At 61.0% G+C, this 19,351-nt stretch carries 16 protein-coding genes and 1 pseudogene; 8 read left to right on the plus strand and 9 right to left on the minus strand.

The window, feature by feature from the left end:
- Positions 1-387 precede the first annotated feature (387 nt).
- Entirely contained in the window at positions 388-1,515 is a 1,128-nt protein-coding gene (locus tag ACTHL0_RS15360) for a sterol desaturase family protein (RefSeq protein ID WP_440567670.1), read from the plus strand.
- Positions 1,512-2,924, plus strand: a complete 1,413-nt coding sequence (locus ACTHL0_RS15365) for a cytochrome P450 (protein WP_440567671.1) — start codon at positions 1,512-1,514, stop codon at positions 2,922-2,924. Before ACTHL0_RS15360 ends, ACTHL0_RS15365 begins: the two co-directional genes overlap by 4 nt.
- 35 nt (positions 2,925-2,959) lie before the next feature.
- Here ACTHL0_RS15365 and ACTHL0_RS15370 read toward each other — a convergent pair whose 3' ends face one another.
- The 4 genes from ACTHL0_RS15370 to ACTHL0_RS15385 all read right to left on the minus strand — a co-directional run bounded on the left by ACTHL0_RS15370 (position 2,960) and on the right by ACTHL0_RS15385 (position 7,659).
- Positions 2,960-3,763: a lysophospholipid acyltransferase family protein gene (locus tag ACTHL0_RS15370; protein WP_440567672.1), complete on the minus strand. Its 804-nt coding sequence runs from the start codon at positions 3,761-3,763 to the stop codon at positions 2,960-2,962.
- Between the two features lie 193 nt (positions 3,764-3,956).
- A complete protein-coding gene (locus ACTHL0_RS15375; RefSeq protein WP_440567684.1) occupies positions 3,957-4,283 on the minus strand; it encodes a hypothetical protein in 327 nt (108 codons plus the stop codon).
- Positions 4,284-4,410: 127 nt separating this feature from the next.
- The gene (locus tag ACTHL0_RS15380; RefSeq protein ID WP_440567673.1) at positions 4,411-5,160 is read right to left on the minus strand and encodes a creatininase family protein; all 750 of its coding nucleotides are present in this window, start codon (positions 5,158-5,160) and stop codon (positions 4,411-4,413) included.
- 291 nt (positions 5,161-5,451) lie between these two features.
- Positions 5,452-7,659: an HrpF/NolX family T3SS translocon protein gene (locus tag ACTHL0_RS15385; RefSeq protein WP_440567674.1), complete on the minus strand. Its 2,208-nt coding sequence runs from the start codon at positions 7,657-7,659 to the stop codon at positions 5,452-5,454.
- A 519-nt stretch (positions 7,660-8,178) separates the two neighbouring features.
- Between ACTHL0_RS15385 and ACTHL0_RS15390 the strand changes: the two genes are divergently transcribed.
- Positions 8,179-8,613, plus strand: coding sequence for a hypothetical protein (locus ACTHL0_RS15390; RefSeq protein WP_440567675.1), 435 nt, complete (start codon positions 8,179-8,181; stop codon positions 8,611-8,613).
- Between the two features lie 69 nt (positions 8,614-8,682).
- Here the strand turns inward: ACTHL0_RS15390 and ACTHL0_RS15395 are convergent, their stop codons facing one another.
- The 4 genes from ACTHL0_RS15395 to ACTHL0_RS15410 all read right to left on the minus strand — a co-directional run bounded on the left by ACTHL0_RS15395 (position 8,683) and on the right by ACTHL0_RS15410 (position 13,275).
- On the minus strand, positions 8,683-9,570 hold the full coding sequence (locus ACTHL0_RS15395; RefSeq protein WP_440567685.1) for an amidohydrolase family protein: 888 nt from the start codon (positions 9,568-9,570) through the stop codon (positions 8,683-8,685).
- Positions 9,571-9,660: 90 nt separating this feature from the next.
- Complete coding sequence (locus ACTHL0_RS15400; RefSeq protein ID WP_440567676.1) at positions 9,661-10,677, minus strand: substrate-binding domain-containing protein; 1,017 nt, start codon at positions 10,675-10,677, stop codon at positions 9,661-9,663.
- 30 nt (positions 10,678-10,707) lie between these two features.
- On the minus strand, positions 10,708-11,595 hold the full coding sequence (locus tag ACTHL0_RS15405; RefSeq protein WP_440567677.1) for an ABC transporter permease: 888 nt from the start codon (positions 11,593-11,595) through the stop codon (positions 10,708-10,710).
- A gap of 159 nt (positions 11,596-11,754) precedes the next feature.
- A complete protein-coding gene (locus ACTHL0_RS15410; RefSeq protein WP_440567678.1) occupies positions 11,755-13,275 on the minus strand; it encodes an ATP-binding cassette domain-containing protein in 1,521 nt (506 codons plus the stop codon).
- Positions 13,276-13,666: 391 nt separating this feature from the next.
- Between ACTHL0_RS15410 and ACTHL0_RS15415 the strand changes: the two genes are divergently transcribed.
- From ACTHL0_RS15415 to ACTHL0_RS15435, 5 genes are all read left to right on the plus strand, one after another.
- Complete coding sequence (locus ACTHL0_RS15415) at positions 13,667-14,554, plus strand: LysR substrate-binding domain-containing protein (RefSeq protein WP_440567679.1); 888 nt, start codon at positions 13,667-13,669, stop codon at positions 14,552-14,554.
- 119 nt (positions 14,555-14,673) lie between these two features.
- Positions 14,674-15,423, plus strand: a complete 750-nt coding sequence (locus ACTHL0_RS15420; RefSeq protein WP_440567680.1) for an SDR family NAD(P)-dependent oxidoreductase — start codon at positions 14,674-14,676, stop codon at positions 15,421-15,423.
- 161 nt (positions 15,424-15,584) lie between these two features.
- The gene (locus tag ACTHL0_RS15425) at positions 15,585-16,916 is read left to right on the plus strand and encodes an MFS transporter (protein WP_440567681.1); all 1,332 of its coding nucleotides are present in this window, start codon (positions 15,585-15,587) and stop codon (positions 16,914-16,916) included.
- A 36-nt stretch (positions 16,917-16,952) separates the two neighbouring features.
- Entirely contained in the window at positions 16,953-17,798 is an 846-nt protein-coding gene (locus ACTHL0_RS15430; RefSeq protein WP_440567682.1) for a transketolase, read from the plus strand.
- Positions 17,795-18,793, plus strand: coding sequence for a transketolase family protein (locus ACTHL0_RS15435; RefSeq protein WP_440567683.1), 999 nt, complete (start codon positions 17,795-17,797; stop codon positions 18,791-18,793). The genes ACTHL0_RS15430 and ACTHL0_RS15435 overlap by 4 nt, the downstream gene beginning before the upstream one ends.
- Positions 18,794-18,983: 190 nt before the next feature.
- Here ACTHL0_RS15435 and aroE read toward each other — a convergent pair.
- Positions 18,984-19,351: pseudogene (aroE, locus tag ACTHL0_RS15440) on the minus strand (shikimate dehydrogenase); the annotation flags it as partial.

Consider the following 19,351-nt stretch of genomic DNA (forward strand, 5'->3'; position numbering starts at 1 on the left):
GGGGGGGGGGGGGGGGGCGGCGGCCCGCGGGCCGCCCCCCCGCCCCGCCCCCCCCCCCCCCCGGGGGCCCGCCCGCGCCCCCCCCCCCGCCCGCGCCCCCCCCCCCCCGCCCGCGCCCCCCCCCCCCCCCCCCCAGCCCCCGCCCCCCCCCCCCCCCCCCCCCCCCCCCCCCCCCCCGCCGCCTGGCGCCCAAATGGGCGATTTCATATCAAAGGAACTTGCGGGACAGGGCACTAGGTGGGCCATCGGCCTTTGCCCCCCCCGCCGACAGACGCCAGGCATAGTCCGTGACCTGGGACCGCTTCGTTCGCAACCGCAACTGTGCCACCGTCCCCGGCTGATCGCCAACAACTAATCATGCTAAGGGTTTCCGCTATCATTCTTCCGATGAATGCCACCGCGCTCGCTGCCACCATTGGCCTCGCACTCATCCTGATCGACTTGTTATTGCTGGATCGGCTGCACGGCGAAAAGCCGGCCTGGCGGGAAGTCGTGTTAAACCTGAACTCCGGCCATATCCTGATGTGGGTTTTCCGAAGCGTCGAGATCGCGGCGTACGCGCTCGCGCTCAAGCTGGTGAATCTTCATTGGGTCGACCATTGGGCGCCCGCATGGCAGTGGATCTTCGCCCTGTTCGCCTGGGATCTATGCTTTTATTGGCGCCATCGCGTGCATCACCGCGTTAAAGTGCTGTGGGCCGTTCATGTCGTGCATCATCAGGGAGAGCATTTCAATCTTTCTCTTTGCAACCGCAATTCGTGGTATGCATCGCTGACCGATTTTCCGTTTACCTGCGTACTCGCGCTGCTCGGCGTCCCCCTTCATATCTACATCGCGGTATCGTCCTTCCATTACGCGATTCAATTCCTCAATCACTGCGGCAGCGCCGGCACGCTCGGTATCCTCGAAAAGATCTTCGTCACGCCCCGCCATCATCGGCTCCATCATCGTGCCGAAGAAACGTACTTCGGCCGCAATTTCGGCGGCACGTTTCTTTGTTGGGACAAACTCTTCGGCACCTTCGCCGTCGCGGACGATCAGGTGCCGCCACGCTATGGGTGCCATGGCGCGGGGAATCCGGTCTCCCTCCCATTTCATAACCCGTTTTGGACCACCAACGAACCGATATTCCGATATTTCGGCTATCGCCCGCGCATACGGACCGCCGACGGATCGTTCGCGCCAAGCGACGGGTACGTCGCCGTAGGCGCCTTGCTGCTTTATGGTTGCCTTCTGGCGTATTTGAATCGCGGCGCCATCCGAATGGATGTGCAAACGGTCATACCGACGATCGCCATCCTGGCTGGAACGATCATGCTCGGCAGCTTGTCGGACGGACGCCGATGGGCATTCGGGGGGTGGATTGCCGTATCCATCGCGCTGTCCTCGCTATTTTTCATCGATCCGGCGCTTGCCGGTCCAACGGCATGGATGCTGTCGCTCTCACTGATCACCCACGGGCTTGCCGGGATTAAACCGCTACTCCGTGCCAGAAAAATTCAAGCCACTCCGTGACGATCGATACTTCGCCCCGCTTATCCGCGGCGCTTCCGCTCAAGCCTACGCGCTTTCGGCCGCCCGCACCCGTTCCGCGTCGCCGTCCACCCGGCGCACTCGGCACGGTGCTCGCACTCCGGCGCAACGTACTGCACATCTGGTCCGAATGCGACTTCGAGATACCGTTGCAATTGCGCCGGACCATCGTCGATCACCGCGCCCTCGTCAACGATCCGAGCGCTATCCGCCGAATCTATGTGGAGAATGCGCGGAACTACCCTAAAAACGAATTGCAGTTGAGGCTGCTGCGTCCCGCGCTCGGAACAGGATTGGTGACGTCCAACGGGGAAACATGGCGCAATCAGCGACATCTGCTTGCGCCGCTGTTTTCGCCCGCGCGCGTGGGTGCAATGGCTGACGCGATGAGCCTGCCGGTGGCACGATACGTCGACACGATCGAACGCCGTTTGGACGGCGCGGATGATTGCGTGCTGGATATCTGCGAGGAAATCGGCGCGCTGACACTCGGCATTCTCGAACACACGCTGTTCACAGACGGTCTCCCTTGCGCGCCGGCCGAATTTCAAACCGCGATCGCGCGCTACTTCGACACGCTGGGCCGGCTCGATCTCTTCGATCTGCTGGGTGTCACTGAGCGGCTGCCGAGAATTAACCGGTTGCGCGGCCGAAAGTCGATCCACTTTGTGGAGCACATGGTGGACGACATGATCGCCAGCCGGCGCCGAATCCTGGCCGAAGATCGCGCCGTACCGGACGACATGCTGACTCACCTGCTGACCGCTCGCGACGCTTCCGATCAGCGCCTGAGCGATCGCGGCGTACGCGACAACATTGCCACGTTTATCGGAGCGGGCCATGAGACGTCCGCCAATGCGCTGACTTGGACGCTCTTTCTGCTCTCGCAGTCGCCCGAATGGCGTGCGCGCGTCGAAAGCGAAATCGATGCGGTGCCTGGCGACGGGTTCACGGAGGGGGCATTGCCTATCATGCGAGCGGTGATCGATGAAACGTTGCGGCTCTACCCGCCGATCTCGATGATGAGCCGCATCGCGTTGCAGGACGACGTGCTCGCCGGCGTCGACATTCCTGCCGGAACCATCGTGACCATCGCGCCGTATGTGCTGCACCGGCATCGCACGTTATGGCAGGACCCGGATCTCTTCGATCCCGAGCGCTTTCTCGAACCCAATCGCGCCGGTATTGCACGCCACGCCTACCTGCCGTTCGGCGCGGGCGGCCGAACTTGTATCGGCATGGGCTTCGCGCTCATGGAAATGCAGATCGTACTGAAGCAGTTGTTGAGCCGGTTCCGCTTCGAACTCGTCGACGGACATCCCGTCGTCCCGCATGTTCGCGTCACCTTGCGCCCGCAGCACGGAATGAAAATGCGCGTCCATCGCCGGTAGGACAAGGCCGGAGCGCAGCGCGATTCGGAAAATGATCATTCCAAGGGCCTATCTCGCAGGCCTTTCGCCCCGATTTCGTACGTACGCCGGCGAAGATCGCGGATGAGTTGCGCGTTATTGCCGCCTGCCTGAATTTCCTGAGCGGAAATCACTGAGCCAATGCCCACTTCGACGACCGAGCCCGTCCTTCGTGCCACCTCATGAAAAATCAACGCCAGCTTCAGCGTTCGACTGATATGGCTGGCGAACTGAAACAGGCGGCTGTTCTGCCCGAAAAAGAAAACGGGCAACACATCGGCACCCGTTCGGCGGATGAGCTGTGCACTGAATGTACGCCACTCGGGATCGACCGCCATCGAGCGTCCCCAACGGTCGGGAGAGATGGCAATCAGGCCCGCGGGAAATACGATGAGCGCGCCGCCATCACTGACATGTTTCATCGCCGTCCGGCGTGCCTCGATGTTCCGCTGTATTGCCTCCGGTCTGTCCGATAGATCCACGGGAATAATGAATGGCGCAAGCTCAGGCACGGGCTCGAGAATCGAACTGACCATGATCTTGACGTCCGGGCGGATCTTTTCAAGCAGCCATGCCAAAGTAATGCCATCGAGCGCGCCGTAGGGATGATTGGCGATGGCGACCAACGGCCCCTTCGCCGGGGCGCTGTTCAACGCGTGGCGATCGAATTTGATATTCAACCGCAACAGGCGAACGGCAGCGCTCCAGAAACTCTCTCCGAGTCTTGGCGATTCCTGGTTGTGGAGGTAAAGACGTTTTAACCGGGCACGCGAGGTCAGGCTCTCTACCATCCTGACGATGAATCGCGCGTAGGGATTCACGACTTGCGGGGCATAACTGAATTCGATACGGTGCATAAACACTCAAGCATCCGCGATCTTCGCTGTTGGCTGCGTCAACAGCCAGCTCGCCGCGGATATATAGCGCTGCTCCGAAAAGTGGGGCGTTGATTATGCCTGAGTGGATGGTGATGCGTCGTATCGACTATCGATAATTGGCGCGCTCAACCGCCGACTAATCCTCGAACGGCACGTGCTCACCGCTATCCGACTGTTTACCGAGCTTGCCTTCATTGCCCATAGCGTCCTGCCAGGCAATCATGGCATTGGCGACCGCTTCTTTTTCGCCGCTGAACGCCAGCACCATTTCTCCACATGACGGGCAAACGCCGCCGAACGCGGCATGAATGCCTTTCATGTTCCGCGTACTGATTGCCTCGAAATCCGTCAACGCGGTCTTGCATGAACCGCATACCAGCTTCTCAGGACGCAATGCGTCGATCTTCGCCTTTGCTTGCGCGGCACGTTCTTCCTTCGTGCCCCGCTGTTTTGCTTGTCCCATTACCACCCCTTCATCGTCAAATTTGTGCGTGATCGATCACGGCTCACCTATCGAGCTGCACCGTGAACCCTCGCCTTCGCCCACGTGCGAGTCGTGGCGCGAACGCCGGATTGTAATGATGCAAACGCTACTTGGGCACACTCTCCCGGGTGAACGCGTCCAACTCGCGCACTAGACTCTGTGCCGCCAACGCCACCAATGCGCCGCCCTTCTCCCTCGATGCCTGTGCCGGATCCGAGCCCATCCGCCCATCGGCGAAACGCGCGCGAAAGTCGAGCGCCTCGCGAATGGGGCCCGTCGGCGCTATCCGCGGGGCATAGCTTGCCGTCTTGATCGTTTCAGGGAGCGCCCATTGCGTGATGGCAATCTCGGAGGGCGTCGCATGCGAGCCATGCCCTTCCGGGAACTGCTCGCGCGCCAGTTCGCCCACACCTTCGAGGTCCCACCAGTTGCTAAGCTTCAGAGCGAATCCCAGACGCCGCTTCGCGAAACTGGCCTCGGCGTAAATTTCAGAGAACGCGGCTTCAATCGATGCGATGTTGCCGCCATGGCCATTCAAGAAGAGGATTTTCTCGAACCCATGCACCGAGAGCGAACGCACCCAGTCTCCGATCGCCGCGATGAACGTCGACGGGCGCAGCGAGATCGTACCGGGGAAGCCCAGATGATGCTGGGCCATGCCGATGTTGAAAGTCGGCGCAATCAGAATATCCGCGCTTTTGTGCGCTTCATGCGCGATGATTTCCGGACATAGCCAGTCGGTGCCGAGCAGCCCCGTCGGACCATGCTGTTCGTTGGAGCCGATCGGAACCACGATCGACCGGCTGCGTTGCAGGTAGTGCTCGATTTCCGCCCACGTCGACAGATGTAAAAGCATTTCAGGCCCTCTCTTTCGCGATGCGCCGCTTTCCGAGCGGCACAGAGAGTCTAAACTTTTCGGGCGGTACGCAGGGAAATCCTCGTCGGGACGGCGATACACACGGCGTTCAAGAGGCTGGCGGCGCCCAGACGCGAAGAAAACTCGGTGCCGCTCATGGAGCGGGGTGATGGGCGAACGCCGCGGGCGTCGGCTAGTTTCGCCGCCGACGCCCCGAAATGCCCGGGATCCCGGACATGCTCGCGCTGCCCCGTACCGCCTATCGTCCACTACTCCGCCGACACGGGCCGCTTAGACCACGTTCGAGACAACCGAAGCGTTGGTCGACGCTGTCTGCGTCTGAGAAACGGTAGGTTGCGAGCCGGCTGCGACTTCTATTTGCAGATTGTTCAGATAACTGTCAGCGTATGACTTAGCCGCCGACAACGGCGCATTCACGACCTGCGTCGCGGCCTTCTCCAGCCCCTTCTTCATCAGCCCGTCGCCCATCTTCGCGAACTTGGCCTCGCGGCCGCCGATGCTGTCGATCGCCTCGCCAAGGTTGTTGATGCCCCCCTCTTCGAGCGACTGCATGAAACTGAACGGGCCTTGAGTCGGAACGCCCTCCAGCTTGGCCTTCATGTTGTTCATCGCCCCCACGGCGGCATATTGCGCCGTGGCCAGCGGCACATTCAGGCCCGCCGTGGCCGCTTTCTCAAGCAACGTCTTGGTGAGTCCGTCGCGCATCGCGAGTTTGGCTTCCGGGCCAGCGATATCGCCTACCGCCTGGGCAGCCATGCTGAGGCCCGCTTCCTCGAGGGCTTGCTTGAGGTTGCCGCCGCTGATGACGGTGCGCGCGATGTTAGCCACTTGCGATTCGCCTTCGAGCACGGTCGAAGCCGCATCCGCCAATTCGCCGATGCCAGGAATGAAGCTCAGCGCACTCAGTGCGGTGGCGCCCCAATCCATCACCTTCGAATAAACGGAAAGCGCATCTTCGAGCCCATGCATGAGCGCGCCGCCGTTGTGCTTCGGCGTCTTGATTTCCGGCTGGTCGTCGATGCCCGCCATCATATCTTGCACCGCCGCCTGATCGGCGGCCGTTTTAGGTGTATGCGTGACCGGCTTCTCCACCGTGCGGTTCGCGCTCGACATGTTGTTGTAGAAATGCGTGAAGTCGTTGTTGCTGATGTTGCCCGAATCGACCGTGTGCCCCCCGCCCATATTGAAGAAACCATGATGGGTCTTGTAGCCGGTGATCGAATTGTTCAGGACACCGAACAACAGCGGATCATTGAGCAATTGAGTGGCGGCCTGCTTCACCTTGGGATCGAGGTGCTTGTCGTTCGCCATGCTCGACAGCTTGTCGCGCGTCAGATCGCCATTGCCGAAGAAGGCGCCCTGATTCTTGTTGATCGTATCGAGCGTGTTCAATTCGTCTTGCGTCATGTGCATCGACGACGACGCAACCTGCAGGAAATCGTAGGTATGCACCTGATCGACGTTGCCGCCGAACAGCTGCTTCCATTGATCGGGATGATCGACGAAATACTTGGCCGCTGCGATGACCTGCGGCGGCGTCTTCCCTGTCTTCGAATCGCCGTTCACGATCTGCTGAAAATCAGCGATGCTCAGGTTCTTGGGCAGGTTGTCGGAATAGCGATAGAGTTCGCGCATCGCATCGTTCTCGGTCATGGCCTGCGGTTGACCATTGCTTGAACCGTCCGAAGGGATGTAGTTGCTCTCGTAGCTCGTCGCTTGCTGCTCCTTGAACGAAGCCACTTGCGGATGGTTGGCCGAGAAGTCGGATAGATCGCCCGCCTTAATTTTTCCACCGCATTTGCCGTCGCCCTGTGAGCCAATGGCGTAAAAAAGCTGAGGATCGTTTTGCAACCCTTGAAGCGCAGCCTTCAGATCCGGCGGAGTGGCGCTATCGTTGATTTTGTCCTGCAGCGAATTCCATTCGAGCGGGCATTGATCCTTGTGCCGATCAAGCACGGAGACGATTTGCAACTCCGTATCGCTCAGCGTTCCGCTATTCCAGCTGAGGTCCGAGCCCAAGCCCATCTGATGGGCCTGATTCGCGGCGGAGGCCACGGCAAACGGGTTCTTGCCGTTGCCGTTATCGAGCAACGTTTTATAGGGATTGACGGCATCCGGTGCCGCCTGCGAATCGGGCGAACCCGGATCGGTGGCTTGGCCGCCGCCCGGCATCGCCATCTGCGACGCTTGCGAATTTTCTTTGCGCGATGGCTTGCCGCTCGAATCCGTGTCGCCACCCGCGAGCGACGTCAACGAATTGGCCAAGATGGATTCGAAGCTCTCGTATGCACTTTCCAACGCCGGATTCGATGCCTGGCTCACGACAGCCGTACCGGCTACAGCAGCGCCGGCCGCTCCGGCACCCGCCATGCCGGACGTGGCTTTGCCAAGCAGGCTGCGTTTGCCGCCGCCTTCGGGCGTGGGAGATGCAGGAACGTCGGGCGTATAACTCGATGATGAAGCATGGCTGATTGGCATGGAAGGCGTCCTTGGAGGTTGAGTGGGATGGGCAAAGGACTCCGTTATGCGGCGGGCGGGTTGACCGCTCTGCCCAGTCAGCAGCACCGCCACCGAAGCCCGGCAAGCGAAAGCCCTTCGAGCACGAGCGTAGGTGCGCAACGTGTCGTCACCGCGCCGGGCGGCGAAAAGACGTGCCTATAGACGAATCGTCAGATAAACAGGCGTTGGACAGCGTTGGATCGACTCATTCGATGACGCATCAGGCGCACGCCGCGCATAAGCGAAAGTCGAACAGAACCGATCTCGCCGGCATATCGACCGCATAGGATGAAGCGCAATTGTTGTATCGAATATGTCACCGGCCATCAGCAGTGTCTGACGCCAACGACGTGACAGCGAGCCCATCCGGTCAAGGGAAGACGGGCTGTACTTAGGCTTCCCGCTCATTGCGTCCGGATACAAACAGTAACGACGTTGTAGTGAGGGCGCACGGATTTCTCCGACAATGCGGTCGCAGGCACTCAATCAGGAGGACAAATGAATACGAAACGTTGGGCGCTTTTCGCCGTCACCAGCATTGCCATGGGTCTGTCGTCGGTGTCGTTCGCTGCTGGCGGCGGGGGCGGCGGCGGTAACGGCGGTGGAGGAGCTGGTGGCGGCGCTGGTGGCGGGCATGGCGCCGGGATGGGCAGCGGGATGGGCTCCGGAACGGGTGCCGCCAAAGGCAGTGCCGGCGGCCTTTCGGCGGGCCACATGAGCGCTCAGGGCGCGAAGAACGCCAACAGCCCGATCTCCGGCGATCGCGACAAGGGGCTGGCGCGTGCCGAGGACCGCTCCGACACCCAAGCGGACCGCACCGCCGACTCCGACACCTCCAGCGCGAAATCGCACCACGTAGGCAAGGCCGCGACGACGAAGGCGCATCGTCACGCCATCACACCCAGGACGGTCACGCCTTCAAATGGGGTTTAAGGCAGGTTGATGCCGCGCGGCCCCGGGAGGCGGCCCGTGCCCCGCACCTGGCGCCGCCCCGCCCTGCACTTACAAACGATAGACGCGCTGAGCATTGTCGTGAAAGAGTGCATGCCGCTCATGCGGGACAAAATCCCGGGTGATGGCCTTGAACGCGTTGAACACATCGTCATAGCTACTAAAGAGCTTGTCGACAGGGAAGTTGCTCGCAAACATGCATCGCTCGGCTCCGAAGGCGTCGATTGCATGCAAAACAAAAGGGCGAATACTGTCGACCGTCCACTCCCAGTCGCCCATGCCCAACCCCGAAATCTTGCACGAGACATTCGGCGCCGAGGCAAGCAGATTCATCCCCCGCTTCCAGCCGCCGATTTCCTCCGGCGCCCGGTCCACGGGCATCCCGGTATGGTTGAGCACGATTGGCGTTTCGGGAAAAGCGCGCGCCAGCGCAACCGCCTCTTCCATCTGCGTGTAATAGAGCTGCAAATCGAACGATAGGCCATAACGTCCAAGCAGGGCATACCCGCGCCGCCAACGACTGTCACTCATCAGATGCGGATTGTCGATGAACGTCTTGACCGGGTCGCGATGGAAGTTCAAACATTGACGGATGCCCCGCACGTTCGGAAATTCGCAGTGGGCTTCGATCACCGCCTGCACATTGTCGGACGCGAGATCGGCGAACGCGACGATGCCATGCGGATACCCGTGCTGATCCGCCACGCCTTGCAACCATCGTGTCTCCGCCACCGGGTTATTGTGATCGTACTCAACCTGTAGATGGACGGTCTTCACCACGTTCTGATGCCGGATGTCAGCCAGGAAATCGTCGATCAGATAGTCCTTGCGTATTGCCGAATAATCGCCAAAAACACGCTTCAGCATCGGGCCCTGCAGCCACGGGTAGTTTCCGGTGCGCAAATCGTATAGATGATGATGCGGATCAATGATGGGCAGGTTGTCCATAACGTCTCCAAAGCATGTTGGGTTCGTTGCCGTCGAAGCGACGCCCGCCTGAAGCGGGCATGTCGCTGACAGCGGAAGCGGTCAATAATTGCCGGCCGAAGGAGGATAGACACGCTTGAGCTTGGCCTGCGCCTCGGGTTGATCGATCGTGTCGTGCGTGACCAGCGGCTCCTTCAACGCCAGTTCCTGAGTGGTCGGCTTGTGGCTGAGCGCGTTGAATACCTGGGTTGTCGCATCGATCCCCTGGCCGACAGCCTCTTGCAGGAAGATGCCCTGAATCGCGCCATCACGCAGAAGATGAATCGTAGTCGGGCTGCCATCCGCGGTCACGACCGCCACCTTGCCTGTGAGCCCGCGTGTTTGCAGCGCCTTCGCGGCGCCGATCGCCGCTTCGTCGTACATTCCGTAGATCGCTTTCACGTCAGGATGCGCCGTCAGGACATCGTTGGCTTGCGAGATCGCTTCGTTGACGGTCAAGCCGTGCGTTTGCAACACCTGGACCAGATCGCAACCGTCGGCCTTGAATGACTCCTGCGCGCCTTTCATATACTTTTGCGCATTCTCCCGGTCGAGCGGCAAAGAGAGCATGGCAATCTTGTTCCCGCCGCGCGCCTTAGCGAGCGAGCAAACATAGGCGCCTTCCGCTTTCCCGGTCTCGTAATTGTTCGCCGTCACCGCGGACGTAAAGTCCGTTTGCCCGGCCTGCGGCCCGATCCCGGCGAATGCGATCGGCACCGACTTCTCCTTCAGCACGCGCAGGATGGGAGGCGTACTTGTCGAACTGACCGGGCCCATGACGATCGCGCTTACGCCGCGCGTCAGCGCCGTATGGATGTTATCCATCTGCTTGGCGGGCGAGTTCTCCGACGTAAATTCGACGTAGTTCATACCGAGCTCTTTGGCGCGCTGCTTGACGCCATACGCCACCCATTGCCAGTATGAAATATCCAATGAAGGGGCAATGTAGGCCACCGTCTGCTTCGCCTGCGCGAATGAGGCTTGCGATACGAGCGCCAGGCTGATCGCTACCGCAGCGGTTATCCATTTACCGAATGGGCTCGCCACATGGCCAACTTGGTTCGTCGTCGCGATGTTCATCTCTGTCTCCTTGAGTCTCGTGGACGCGGCTTAACGCCGTGCCTTGGTGATGCGGTCGACCAGCACCGCGATAAGAATGACGATGCCCGTCACGGTACCTTGCCAGAAGCTGTTGACACCGATCAGGTTCGCGCCGTTTTGGATGATCGTGATCATCAGCGCCCCCAGCAACGCGCCGATTGCCGAGCCCGTTCCGCCAAAAAGGCTCGCCCCGCCAATGACGACCGCGGCAATGGACTGCAACATCAGACTCGAACCCGCCGTTGCTTCCGCATTGCTGACATACGACACGCTGACGATTCCCGCAAAAGACGCAAGCAACCCGGATAACAGGTAGGCTGTCAGACGCACGCGGTTGACGGGAATGCCGATCACGCGTGCAGACGCACCGCTGCTGCCAACGGCATACAGCCAGCGGCCCGCTACGACCTTGCGCAGCGAAAACTCGATTGCGATCAGCAGCAGCGCACACCACAACAAATAGTTGGGCACGCCCCGAAGCAGTGTTCCAGCATCGAGCAGCCAATAGTTCGGATCGGAGATCGGCAGCGAATTGCCGTTGGTGACGATGAAGGAAAGACTGCCCGCAATCGCATACGTGCTCAGCGTCACGACGAATGGCGCGAGGCCGACGAACGTCACGAGTGCTCCGTTGACCAAGCCGATAAACGAACCCACGGCGAGCCCCGCGAAGCTGCTGGCAATGGCGCCGTATCCATGTGACATGGCAAGTCCTGTCACCATGCCCGTCAACGAAAACACCGAACCGACAGATAGATCGATCCCTCCGGTAATGATGACGAGCAACACCCCGAACGACATGATGACGAGCGGAGCCGCGGCCTGCATGACGTTCGCGATATTGCCGCCGGACAACGCGGCGGGCACCACCATGCCAACGGCTAACTCGACGATCACACTGGCGATCGCGATCGCAATTTCGGTACGCTACGTCGATAGCAGCCGGTGCAGGCGGCCGCGGGACTGACTGCGTTCGCTCGTGAGCGGATGGGTGACTGATTTCATGCTTGGCTCCGGATCGATAGGCTTATTCGCTGTGCATCACGGGCGATCGGCTCAGGCCGCCATGCCTGTCGCATCGGCGAGCTGCGTCTCGGTCACCTGCGCATCGGATAGCACGCGCGTGGGGTGACCGTTCAGATCGAACGCGAGCACGGTGTCGCACAGTTCGACCAGTTCGACGTATTCCGTTGACCACCAGATCACCGCCGTGCCTTGCGCGGCCATCTTCCTGATCAACGCATAGATCTCGTGTTTGGTGCGGATGTCGACCCCGCGTGTGGGCTCTTCGAGCACCAGCAACTGCGGTTTGAGCGCGAGCCAGCGTGCAATGAGCAGCTTTTGCTGCGTGCCGCCGCTCAACGTCGACGGTAGATCCCACAGCGAAGCCGCTCGGATGTCCAGCGCGTCGATCAGCCTCGCCCCTTCCTCGAGTTCGGAATGGCTAACGCAAGCGCGCCGCTCCACAATCCGTCGCGCCGCCATGAGGTTGTCGATGATCGGCAGCGTTCCAAGGATGCCCTTGTTCGCGCGGTCGCCAGAGACGAAGCCCACGCCGGCACGCGCCGCGGCCGCGGAACTGGCGTAGGCCATCGGCGCACCACGGCGCTCGACCTTCCATGACGATGTCTCGGACATGCCGGTCAGCGCCTCGATCAACGCCATCGGTCCTGTCGGCGCCCCCGCCAGCCCCACGATCGCGCCAGGACGAATCGCCAGTTCAATATAGACGCACCTGACCGTGACGGTGTCGCCGTCCGCCGCCGTGATGTCCGGTCGCGCCTTCGACGGGTGCCCACCTCGGCCTCGAGCCGCCGCGCCTTCTTCCAACGCGATGCTCTGCCCCATGCACTCGACAATGTCGGCGTCCGTGATCGCGTTCAATGCAACACGGTCGATCGCCGTCTTGCCGTCTCGGATGACCGTACAGACGTCCGCAATCTGGCGGATCTCGCGCATCCGGTGCGAAACGAACAGGACGGCGAGGCCGGTGTCGGTCACTAACCGCCGGATGACAGCGAATAAGCGCCCGGTCTCGGAAGCGGTGAGATTGGCGGTGGGCTCGTCCAGCAGCAGCAACTTCGCGCCCGAACCCAGCGAACGCGCAATCTCCACGAGTTGGCGCTCGTGCAGTGTCAGGTCACCGACCATTCGTCCAACCGACTCTCGCGCAAAACGCGGGTCGATCAAGGAAAGCGCTTCGATAGCGATGGTTTCGGCAGCACGCTCACTGTATCGTTGGCCTGCTCGCCGCAAACGCGGAAGCGCGATGTTTTCCGCGACAGACAAGTGCGGAAGCAGCGCCAACTCCTGATTCACGACGGCGATCTCGCCTGAGTCGACACGTGCGGCCGCGGAACCGTCGAGCGCTTCCCCGCCGAATTCGAGCACGCCGCCGTCGCGGTCGTGCTGCCCGGCGATGATCTTGATCAACGTCGACTTCCCGGCACCGTTACCGCCGAGAAACGCATGCACTTCGCCACGCGCGAGCGAGAGATCCACGCCGTTGAGAACACGGGTCGGGCCGAAACGCTTCACGATCGATCGGGCCGACAAAAGGTATGGCTGTGAATTCATCTGCCTATCTCCGATGGCAAAGGAGGATGCGCGCAGGCACTCCCGCGCGGCATGCGCAATGAAAACGATCCGGGGCTAAACGAACGACAGTGGACGAACCGTCGCGGAACGGATGATGAAGGCCCGGTGCGGGCCTGCCTGCGCAGATTTTTTTGCCGTGAAGGTTCGCGTTGCCGAACCGAAGTGGGGATAATGCATTGGCGTCTCCTGCGCAGAGGTGCACCGCGTCATGTCTGTATGAGGCTGGGGAACGGAAAGCGTTGCCCGCCTGCGCACGGCCCGTTTTTCGGCGTCGAGCGTCGGGTGTCCGTTTGCTTCTCCACAGAATGGCAGCGTCCACAGCGCCGGAGCAACGCGGTTTCGTTCAACTGCGATTGAAAAAAATTTCACGATGCGTATCCCTCCGCTCAAAGCCATCATCGCGTTCGAAAGTGTGGCCAGAACGAAAAGCGTCAATCGCGCGGCCGAGGAACTCGGGTTGACGGCCTCCGCAGTGAGTCATCAACTCAGCAATCTCGAGTCGATCATCGGTCAGTCGCTGTTCCAACGATCGGGGCGCGGCTTGGTGCTCACCCCTACCGGCGAGCGCTATCTTTCCGATGTGACGGGCTCGCTGGCCGATCTGAGCCGAGCGACAGAGCGGGCATCCAGCCGCAAGGAAATGGACATTTTGCGGGTGCATTCAAGCCCCAGTTTCGGATTGATGTGGCTACTCCCGCGCCTGGCCTCGTTCCAGGCAGCCAACGGCGACATCCAGTTGAATCTCGCTTGTTCGTATGAGGACATCTCCTTTTCGAACGGCTACTACGAGATCGAGATCCGTCATGGGTACGGCAACTGGAGCAACCGCGAAGTGCGGACCATTCGCGGCGAGTACATTGCCCCGCTCGCCTCCCCGGCTTACCTCGAACGGCACCCGGTCCAAACGCCAGCCGATTTGTTAAGTCATCGCCTGATCTATTCGGAGACGCCTCTCGTCCAGTGGAAGCAATGGTTCGGCAGGACCGGCGTGCCCACTACCCAAAAGACATTCGACTTCTCGTTCGATCGCTCATATATGTCGATCGAGACGGCGGCCCTCGGGCTCGGCATCGCGCTCGAAAGCCTCATGCTCGCGTCCGTGAAGATCAGGGAGGGCCTCTTGGTGCCTGTTTTCGACCACACGTATGCGGTCGAGGTGGGCGCCCATCATCTCGTTTACCCGAATCAGAATGCCGATCTGCCGCGTGTCGAGCGGTTTCTCGCATGGATGGAGCGGGAGACATCCGCACGCGCCTGATGGCCGGCACTGCACCGCTGATCTGAATTTTTCTCAGCCATGGTTGAGCGTTTCCGCGTTGTTTCGGTCGCCCCTTCAGCGAAAACTAGGGGCACTCATCAACACTCAGGAGACAACCGATGCTGCTCGACAACAAGGTCATCATGGTCACCGGCGCCGCCTCGCCCCGCGGGATCGGCAAAGCAACGGCAAAGGCGCTCGCCGCACAAGGCGCGCATGTGGTGGTCATCGATTTGCGAAAGGAAGAGGCCGAAGCGGCCGCAGCGGACCTCGGCGATGCGCATCTCGGGCTCGCCTGCGACGTGACCGACAAATCGGCCTGCGTAGCGGCCGTCTATGCGACGCTCGAACGGTACGGCAGGATCGACGGCCTCATCAACAACGCCGGCATCACGCAACCCGTGCGAACGCTTGAAATCGGCGGCAAAGATTTCGATGCGATTGTCGACGTCAATCTGCGTGGGACGCTGTATATGTCGCAGGCCGTCATCCCAGCCATGAAAGAGCTGAAGGGCGGCAGCATCGTTTGCATGTCGTCCGTGTCCGCGCAGCGCGGCGGCGGAATCTTCGGCGGTCCCCACTACAGTGCCGCCAAGGCCGGTGTGCTCGGACTGGCAAAGGCCATGGCCCGGGAATTCGGTCCCGACCGTATCCGCGTGAACGCCATCACGCCCGGGTTGATTCAAACCGATATTACGGGCGACAAACTCACGCCCGATATGCGGACGGAAATCATCAAAGGCATTCCGCTGGGCCGGCTCGGCGATGCCGCAGACGTCGCCAACGCGTGCCTATTCCTGGTGAGCGATCTTTCGACGTATTTGACGGGCATCACGCTCGACGTCAACGGCGGCATGCTCATCCACTAATGGCATCGCCCGCGTTGGCGCGGCGTCCATTGCACATACCCCGGACAACACGGGAATTGGGTCGCTGAGGTTCAAACGATGCTTGGCATCGCTTTACGTTGCATCCCGCCGGATACGCGAGCGTAAGCGCGGCTGGGCCCTCAGCCCACAGGAGACAAAAGATGAAATCGACCTATGCGGCATCGCCTGCCGCCACGGACAATTCAACCGCGGAAAGCGACTCGCCGACATTCGAGGCCCGAACCTATGCGAAGGTGAGCCGCCGCATCATTCCGTTCCTGATGCTCTGCTACCTTGGCGCCTATCTCGATCGCGTCAACGTGGGCTTCGCAAAATTGCAGATGCTGAACGACCTGCGATTCAGCGAAACGATCTACGGATTGGGCGCAGGCATCTTCTTTCTCGGCTACTTCATATTCGAGGTACCGAGCAACATCATCCTTCACAAGGTTGGCGCACGCACCTGGCTCGCTCGGATCATGCTGACGTGGGCCGTGATATCCGCGAGCTTCATCTTCGTCAAATCGCCGACGGCCTTCTACGTCCTTCGCTTTCTGCTCGGGGCCGCGGAAGCGGGCTTTGCACCGGGCGTCATTCTTTATCTGACCTATTGGTATCCCAGCGCGCGCCGCGCTAAAGCGCTGTCGATCTTCTTCATGGCCATCCCGCTCGCAGGCATTTTAGGTGGGCCGTTGTCGGGCTGGATCATGCATTCGCTGCAAGGCACGATGGCGCTGACGGGCTGGAAATGGCTGTTTCTGCTCGAAGCCGTCCCGTCGCTGGTGCTCGGTATCGTCATCCTGTTCTATCTCGACAACGGCATCGCCAGTGCGAAATGGCTCACCGAGGCGGAAAAGCGCCTGCTCGCTCGCAACGTCGAAGGCGATAACGCGCACAAGACCGCGCACGGCTCCATCAAGGCATTCATCGGCGACCGCCGTTTGTGGCTTCTGGCCGCCATCTACTTCTGTGTCGTACTGGGTCAGTATGGCCTGACGTTCTGGCTGCCCACGATCATTCGCAAAACCGGCGTATCCGATCCGCTCCGGGTTGGGTTGTTGACGGCCATTCCCTATCTGTGCGCCATCGTCGCCCTGCCGCTCATCGGCATGAGCGCGGATCGTTCGCGCGAACGGCGCTTTCACCTCGCGATTCCCATGCTCGTGTCTGTCGCCGGTTTCGCCATGCTGCCGCTGCTCGGAAGCGTGGGCGCATCCATCGTCTTTCTGAGCATCGCGTCCGCGGGGATTCTCGCCGCATCGTCGCAGTTCTGGTCCTTGCCGACCGCCATGCTCGGTGGCGTATCGGCAGCCGCAGGCATCGCAGCCGTCAATTGCTTCGCCAATCTCGCCGGGTTCTTTTCGCCGGCAATCGTCGGCTGGCTCAACGATCTGACGGGCAAATCCACCGCGGGCCTCATCTTCCTCTCCCTGGCCGTCACGCTGGGCGCCTTCCTGGTGTTCCTCGTTCCGGCCAGGACGGTCAATCGTTGAACGGCAGAACGCCATTCGACATCAACGGAGTCAAATATGGACAACGAAGCCATCATCGAGGACGTCACGCTCGCCGAGCGCGCGTACAGGATCCGAAGAAACGCATTGCTCATGGGCGAAGTCCAGGGACAAGGCTACATCGGCCAAGCGCTGGATATCGCAGACGTGCTCGCCGTCGCTTACTTCGGCGCGATGCGCTATCAACCGCACGACCCCGAATGGGAAGGACGCGACCGCTTTCTGCTTTCCAATGGCCACTATGCGATCGCGCTGTATGCCGCGCTCTTCGAAGCGGGCATCCTGCCTGCCGACGAGCTCGAAACTTACGGTAGCGACGACAGCCGCCTTCCGATGTCCGGCATGGCCAGCTATACCCCCGGCATGGAAATGTCAGGGGGCTCGCTTGGACAGGGGCTCACGATAGCCGTCGGCCGCTGCCTCGGCCTCAAACGCAAGGGCTCCGACGCATTCGTCTACACGCTGTTTTCGGACGGCGAGCTCGATGAAGGCGCGATTTGGGAAGGCATCATGTCCGCCGCGCACTGGAAGCTCGACAACCTCATCGCCATGGTCGACGTCAATAACCAGCAAGCCGACGGCCCTTCAACGCAGATCCTGGCCTTCGAACCGCTCGTACCCAAGTTGGAAGCATTCGGTTGGTACGTCCAACGCGTGGATGGCAACGATATCGACGCAGTCAAACGCGCATTCGACCAAGCGCGCCATCACGACCAGCCGCAACCGCGCATCATCGTCTGCGATACGAAAATGGGCTGTGGTGTGCCGTTTCTGGAACAACGAGAGAAAAACCATTTCATTCGAGTCGATGCACACGAGTGGCAACTCGCGCTCGAAGCACTCGAAGCTGGGAGAAAAGCATGAGCACCACCGAGAAAAAGCCACGCCTGAAAACCTCCGCGATGATCGCGTCGATCGCATCCGAGGGCCAGCTCACCCGTTCCGCGCCGTTCGGCCATGCGTTGGTGGAACTGGGGCGAAACAAGGTCAATGTGATCGGGATGACGGCGGACCTTGGCAAATACACCGACCTGCACATCTTTGCGAAGGCGTTCCCGGAGCGGTACTACCAGATGGGGATGGCCGAGCAATTGCTGATGGGCGCGGCGGCGGGCTTCGCTCACGAAGGCGCGCAACCGTTCGTCACCACGTACGCGGTGTTCGCGACGCGGCGCGCCTATGACTTCATCCACCAGACGATCGCCGAGGACAACCTCGACGTGAAAATCGTCTGCGCGTTGCCCGGCTTGACGACGGGCTACGGCCCGAGCCACCAGGCGGCCGAGGACCTTGCGCTCATGCGCGCCATGCCGAACATGACGGTGATCGACCCGTGCGACGCACTCGATATCGAGCAAATGGTGCCTGCCATCTCAGCTCACCAGGGCCCCGTCTATGCTCGACTACTGCGCGGCAATGTGCCTGCCGTGCTCGATGAGTACGGCTACCGTTTCGAGCTTGGCAAGGCCAAGCTGCTGCGCGACGGCAACGATGTTCTGTTGATCTCCTCCGGCATCATGACGATGCGCTCGCTCGAAGTCGCGAAGGCCTTGGAGGCCGACAACGTCGACGTGGCCGTGCTCCACGTGCCGACGATTAAACCGCTCGATACGGAAACGATTGTGCGTGAGGCGAAACGCGCGGGCCGCATGGTGGTGGTTGCAGAAAACCATACGGTAATCGGCGGGCTGGGCGAAGCGGTCGCACGCGAACTGTTGAGCGCGGGCGTCGCACCAGCGTTCCGGCAAGTCGCGCTGCCCGATGCGTTCCTCGACGCGGGCGCATTGCCTACGCTGCACGAGCGGTATGGGATCGCAGCGGATGCCATGTGTCAATCCATCAAGGGGTGGCTAGGTTAGTCCGTGCCTGCCGATTCGTCGCCCACCTCGGCGAATCGTGGCGACTGTGACTGCGCGCGGTTGACCGGTGGAAAGGCCGCCGCCAACCTCAACGGCCTGACCGCATCCACCACCCAGCGTCAAGCGGAAGTCGTCATCGGCATTCGGCATCGCTTTTAGTCACGTCGTCCAAGCTCGACGATCAATCGGATCAATCGAGTGGAACCGTCAGCCGATCGATCACCGCTTGCGTCTCGGGCCTGACACCGCGCCACCATGCAAAGGCCTCCGCCGCCTGCTCCACCAGCATGCCGACGCCATCGGCCACACCGGCGACACCCGCATTGCGTGCCAGCCGCAAGAACGGTGTAAGACGCTTGCCATAAGCGAGTTCATAGGCGGTTCCACGCGGACTAAAAACGCTGGGTGCCACAGGCGGCAAATCGCCCGTAAGACTCGCGGAAGTTGCATTGATCACCAGCTCGAAGCGCCCCATCCGCTCGAGTTCGCCGTAAGCGCGCGCGGTGATCGGGCCATGCTGCGCCAGTTGCGACGCCAGCGCACGCGCCTTCTCGACAT

It is taken from the genome of Trinickia sp. (assembly GCF_051961175.1).
Classification (GTDB): Bacteria; Pseudomonadota; Gammaproteobacteria; order Burkholderiales; family Burkholderiaceae; genus Trinickia.

Bases quoted from the DNA above. Each gene is read 5' to 3' on its own strand.
- ACTHL0_RS15410 (WP_440567678.1), bottom strand. From the start codon at position 13,275: ATGAATTCACAGCCATACCTTTTGTCGGCCCGATCGATCGTGAAGCGT.
- ACTHL0_RS15380 (WP_440567673.1), bottom strand. From the start codon at position 5,160: ATGCTTTTACATCTGTCGACGTGGGCGGAAATCGAGCACTACCTGCAA.
- ACTHL0_RS15360 (WP_440567670.1), top strand. From the start codon at position 388: ATGAATGCCACCGCGCTCGCTGCCACCATTGGCCTCGCACTCATCCTG.
- ACTHL0_RS15415 (WP_440567679.1), top strand. From the start codon at position 13,667: ATGCGTATCCCTCCGCTCAAAGCCATCATCGCGTTCGAAAGTGTGGCC.
- ACTHL0_RS15400 (WP_440567676.1), bottom strand. From the start codon at position 10,677: ATGAACATCGCGACGACGAACCAAGTTGGCCATGTGGCGAGCCCATTC.
- ACTHL0_RS15385 (WP_440567674.1), bottom strand. From the start codon at position 7,659: ATGCCAATCAGCCATGCTTCATCATCGAGTTATACGCCCGACGTTCCT.
- ACTHL0_RS15430 (WP_440567682.1), top strand. From the start codon at position 16,953: ATGGACAACGAAGCCATCATCGAGGACGTCACGCTCGCCGAGCGCGCG.
- ACTHL0_RS15375 (WP_440567684.1), bottom strand. From the start codon at position 4,283: ATGGGACAAGCAAAACAGCGGGGCACGAAGGAAGAACGTGCCGCGCAA.
- ACTHL0_RS15435 (WP_440567683.1), top strand. From the start codon at position 17,795: ATGAGCACCACCGAGAAAAAGCCACGCCTGAAAACCTCCGCGATGATC.
- ACTHL0_RS15390 (WP_440567675.1), top strand. From the start codon at position 8,179: ATGAATACGAAACGTTGGGCGCTTTTCGCCGTCACCAGCATTGCCATG.
- ACTHL0_RS15420 (WP_440567680.1), top strand. From the start codon at position 14,674: ATGCTGCTCGACAACAAGGTCATCATGGTCACCGGCGCCGCCTCGCCC.
- ACTHL0_RS15425 (WP_440567681.1), top strand. From the start codon at position 15,585: ATGAAATCGACCTATGCGGCATCGCCTGCCGCCACGGACAATTCAACC.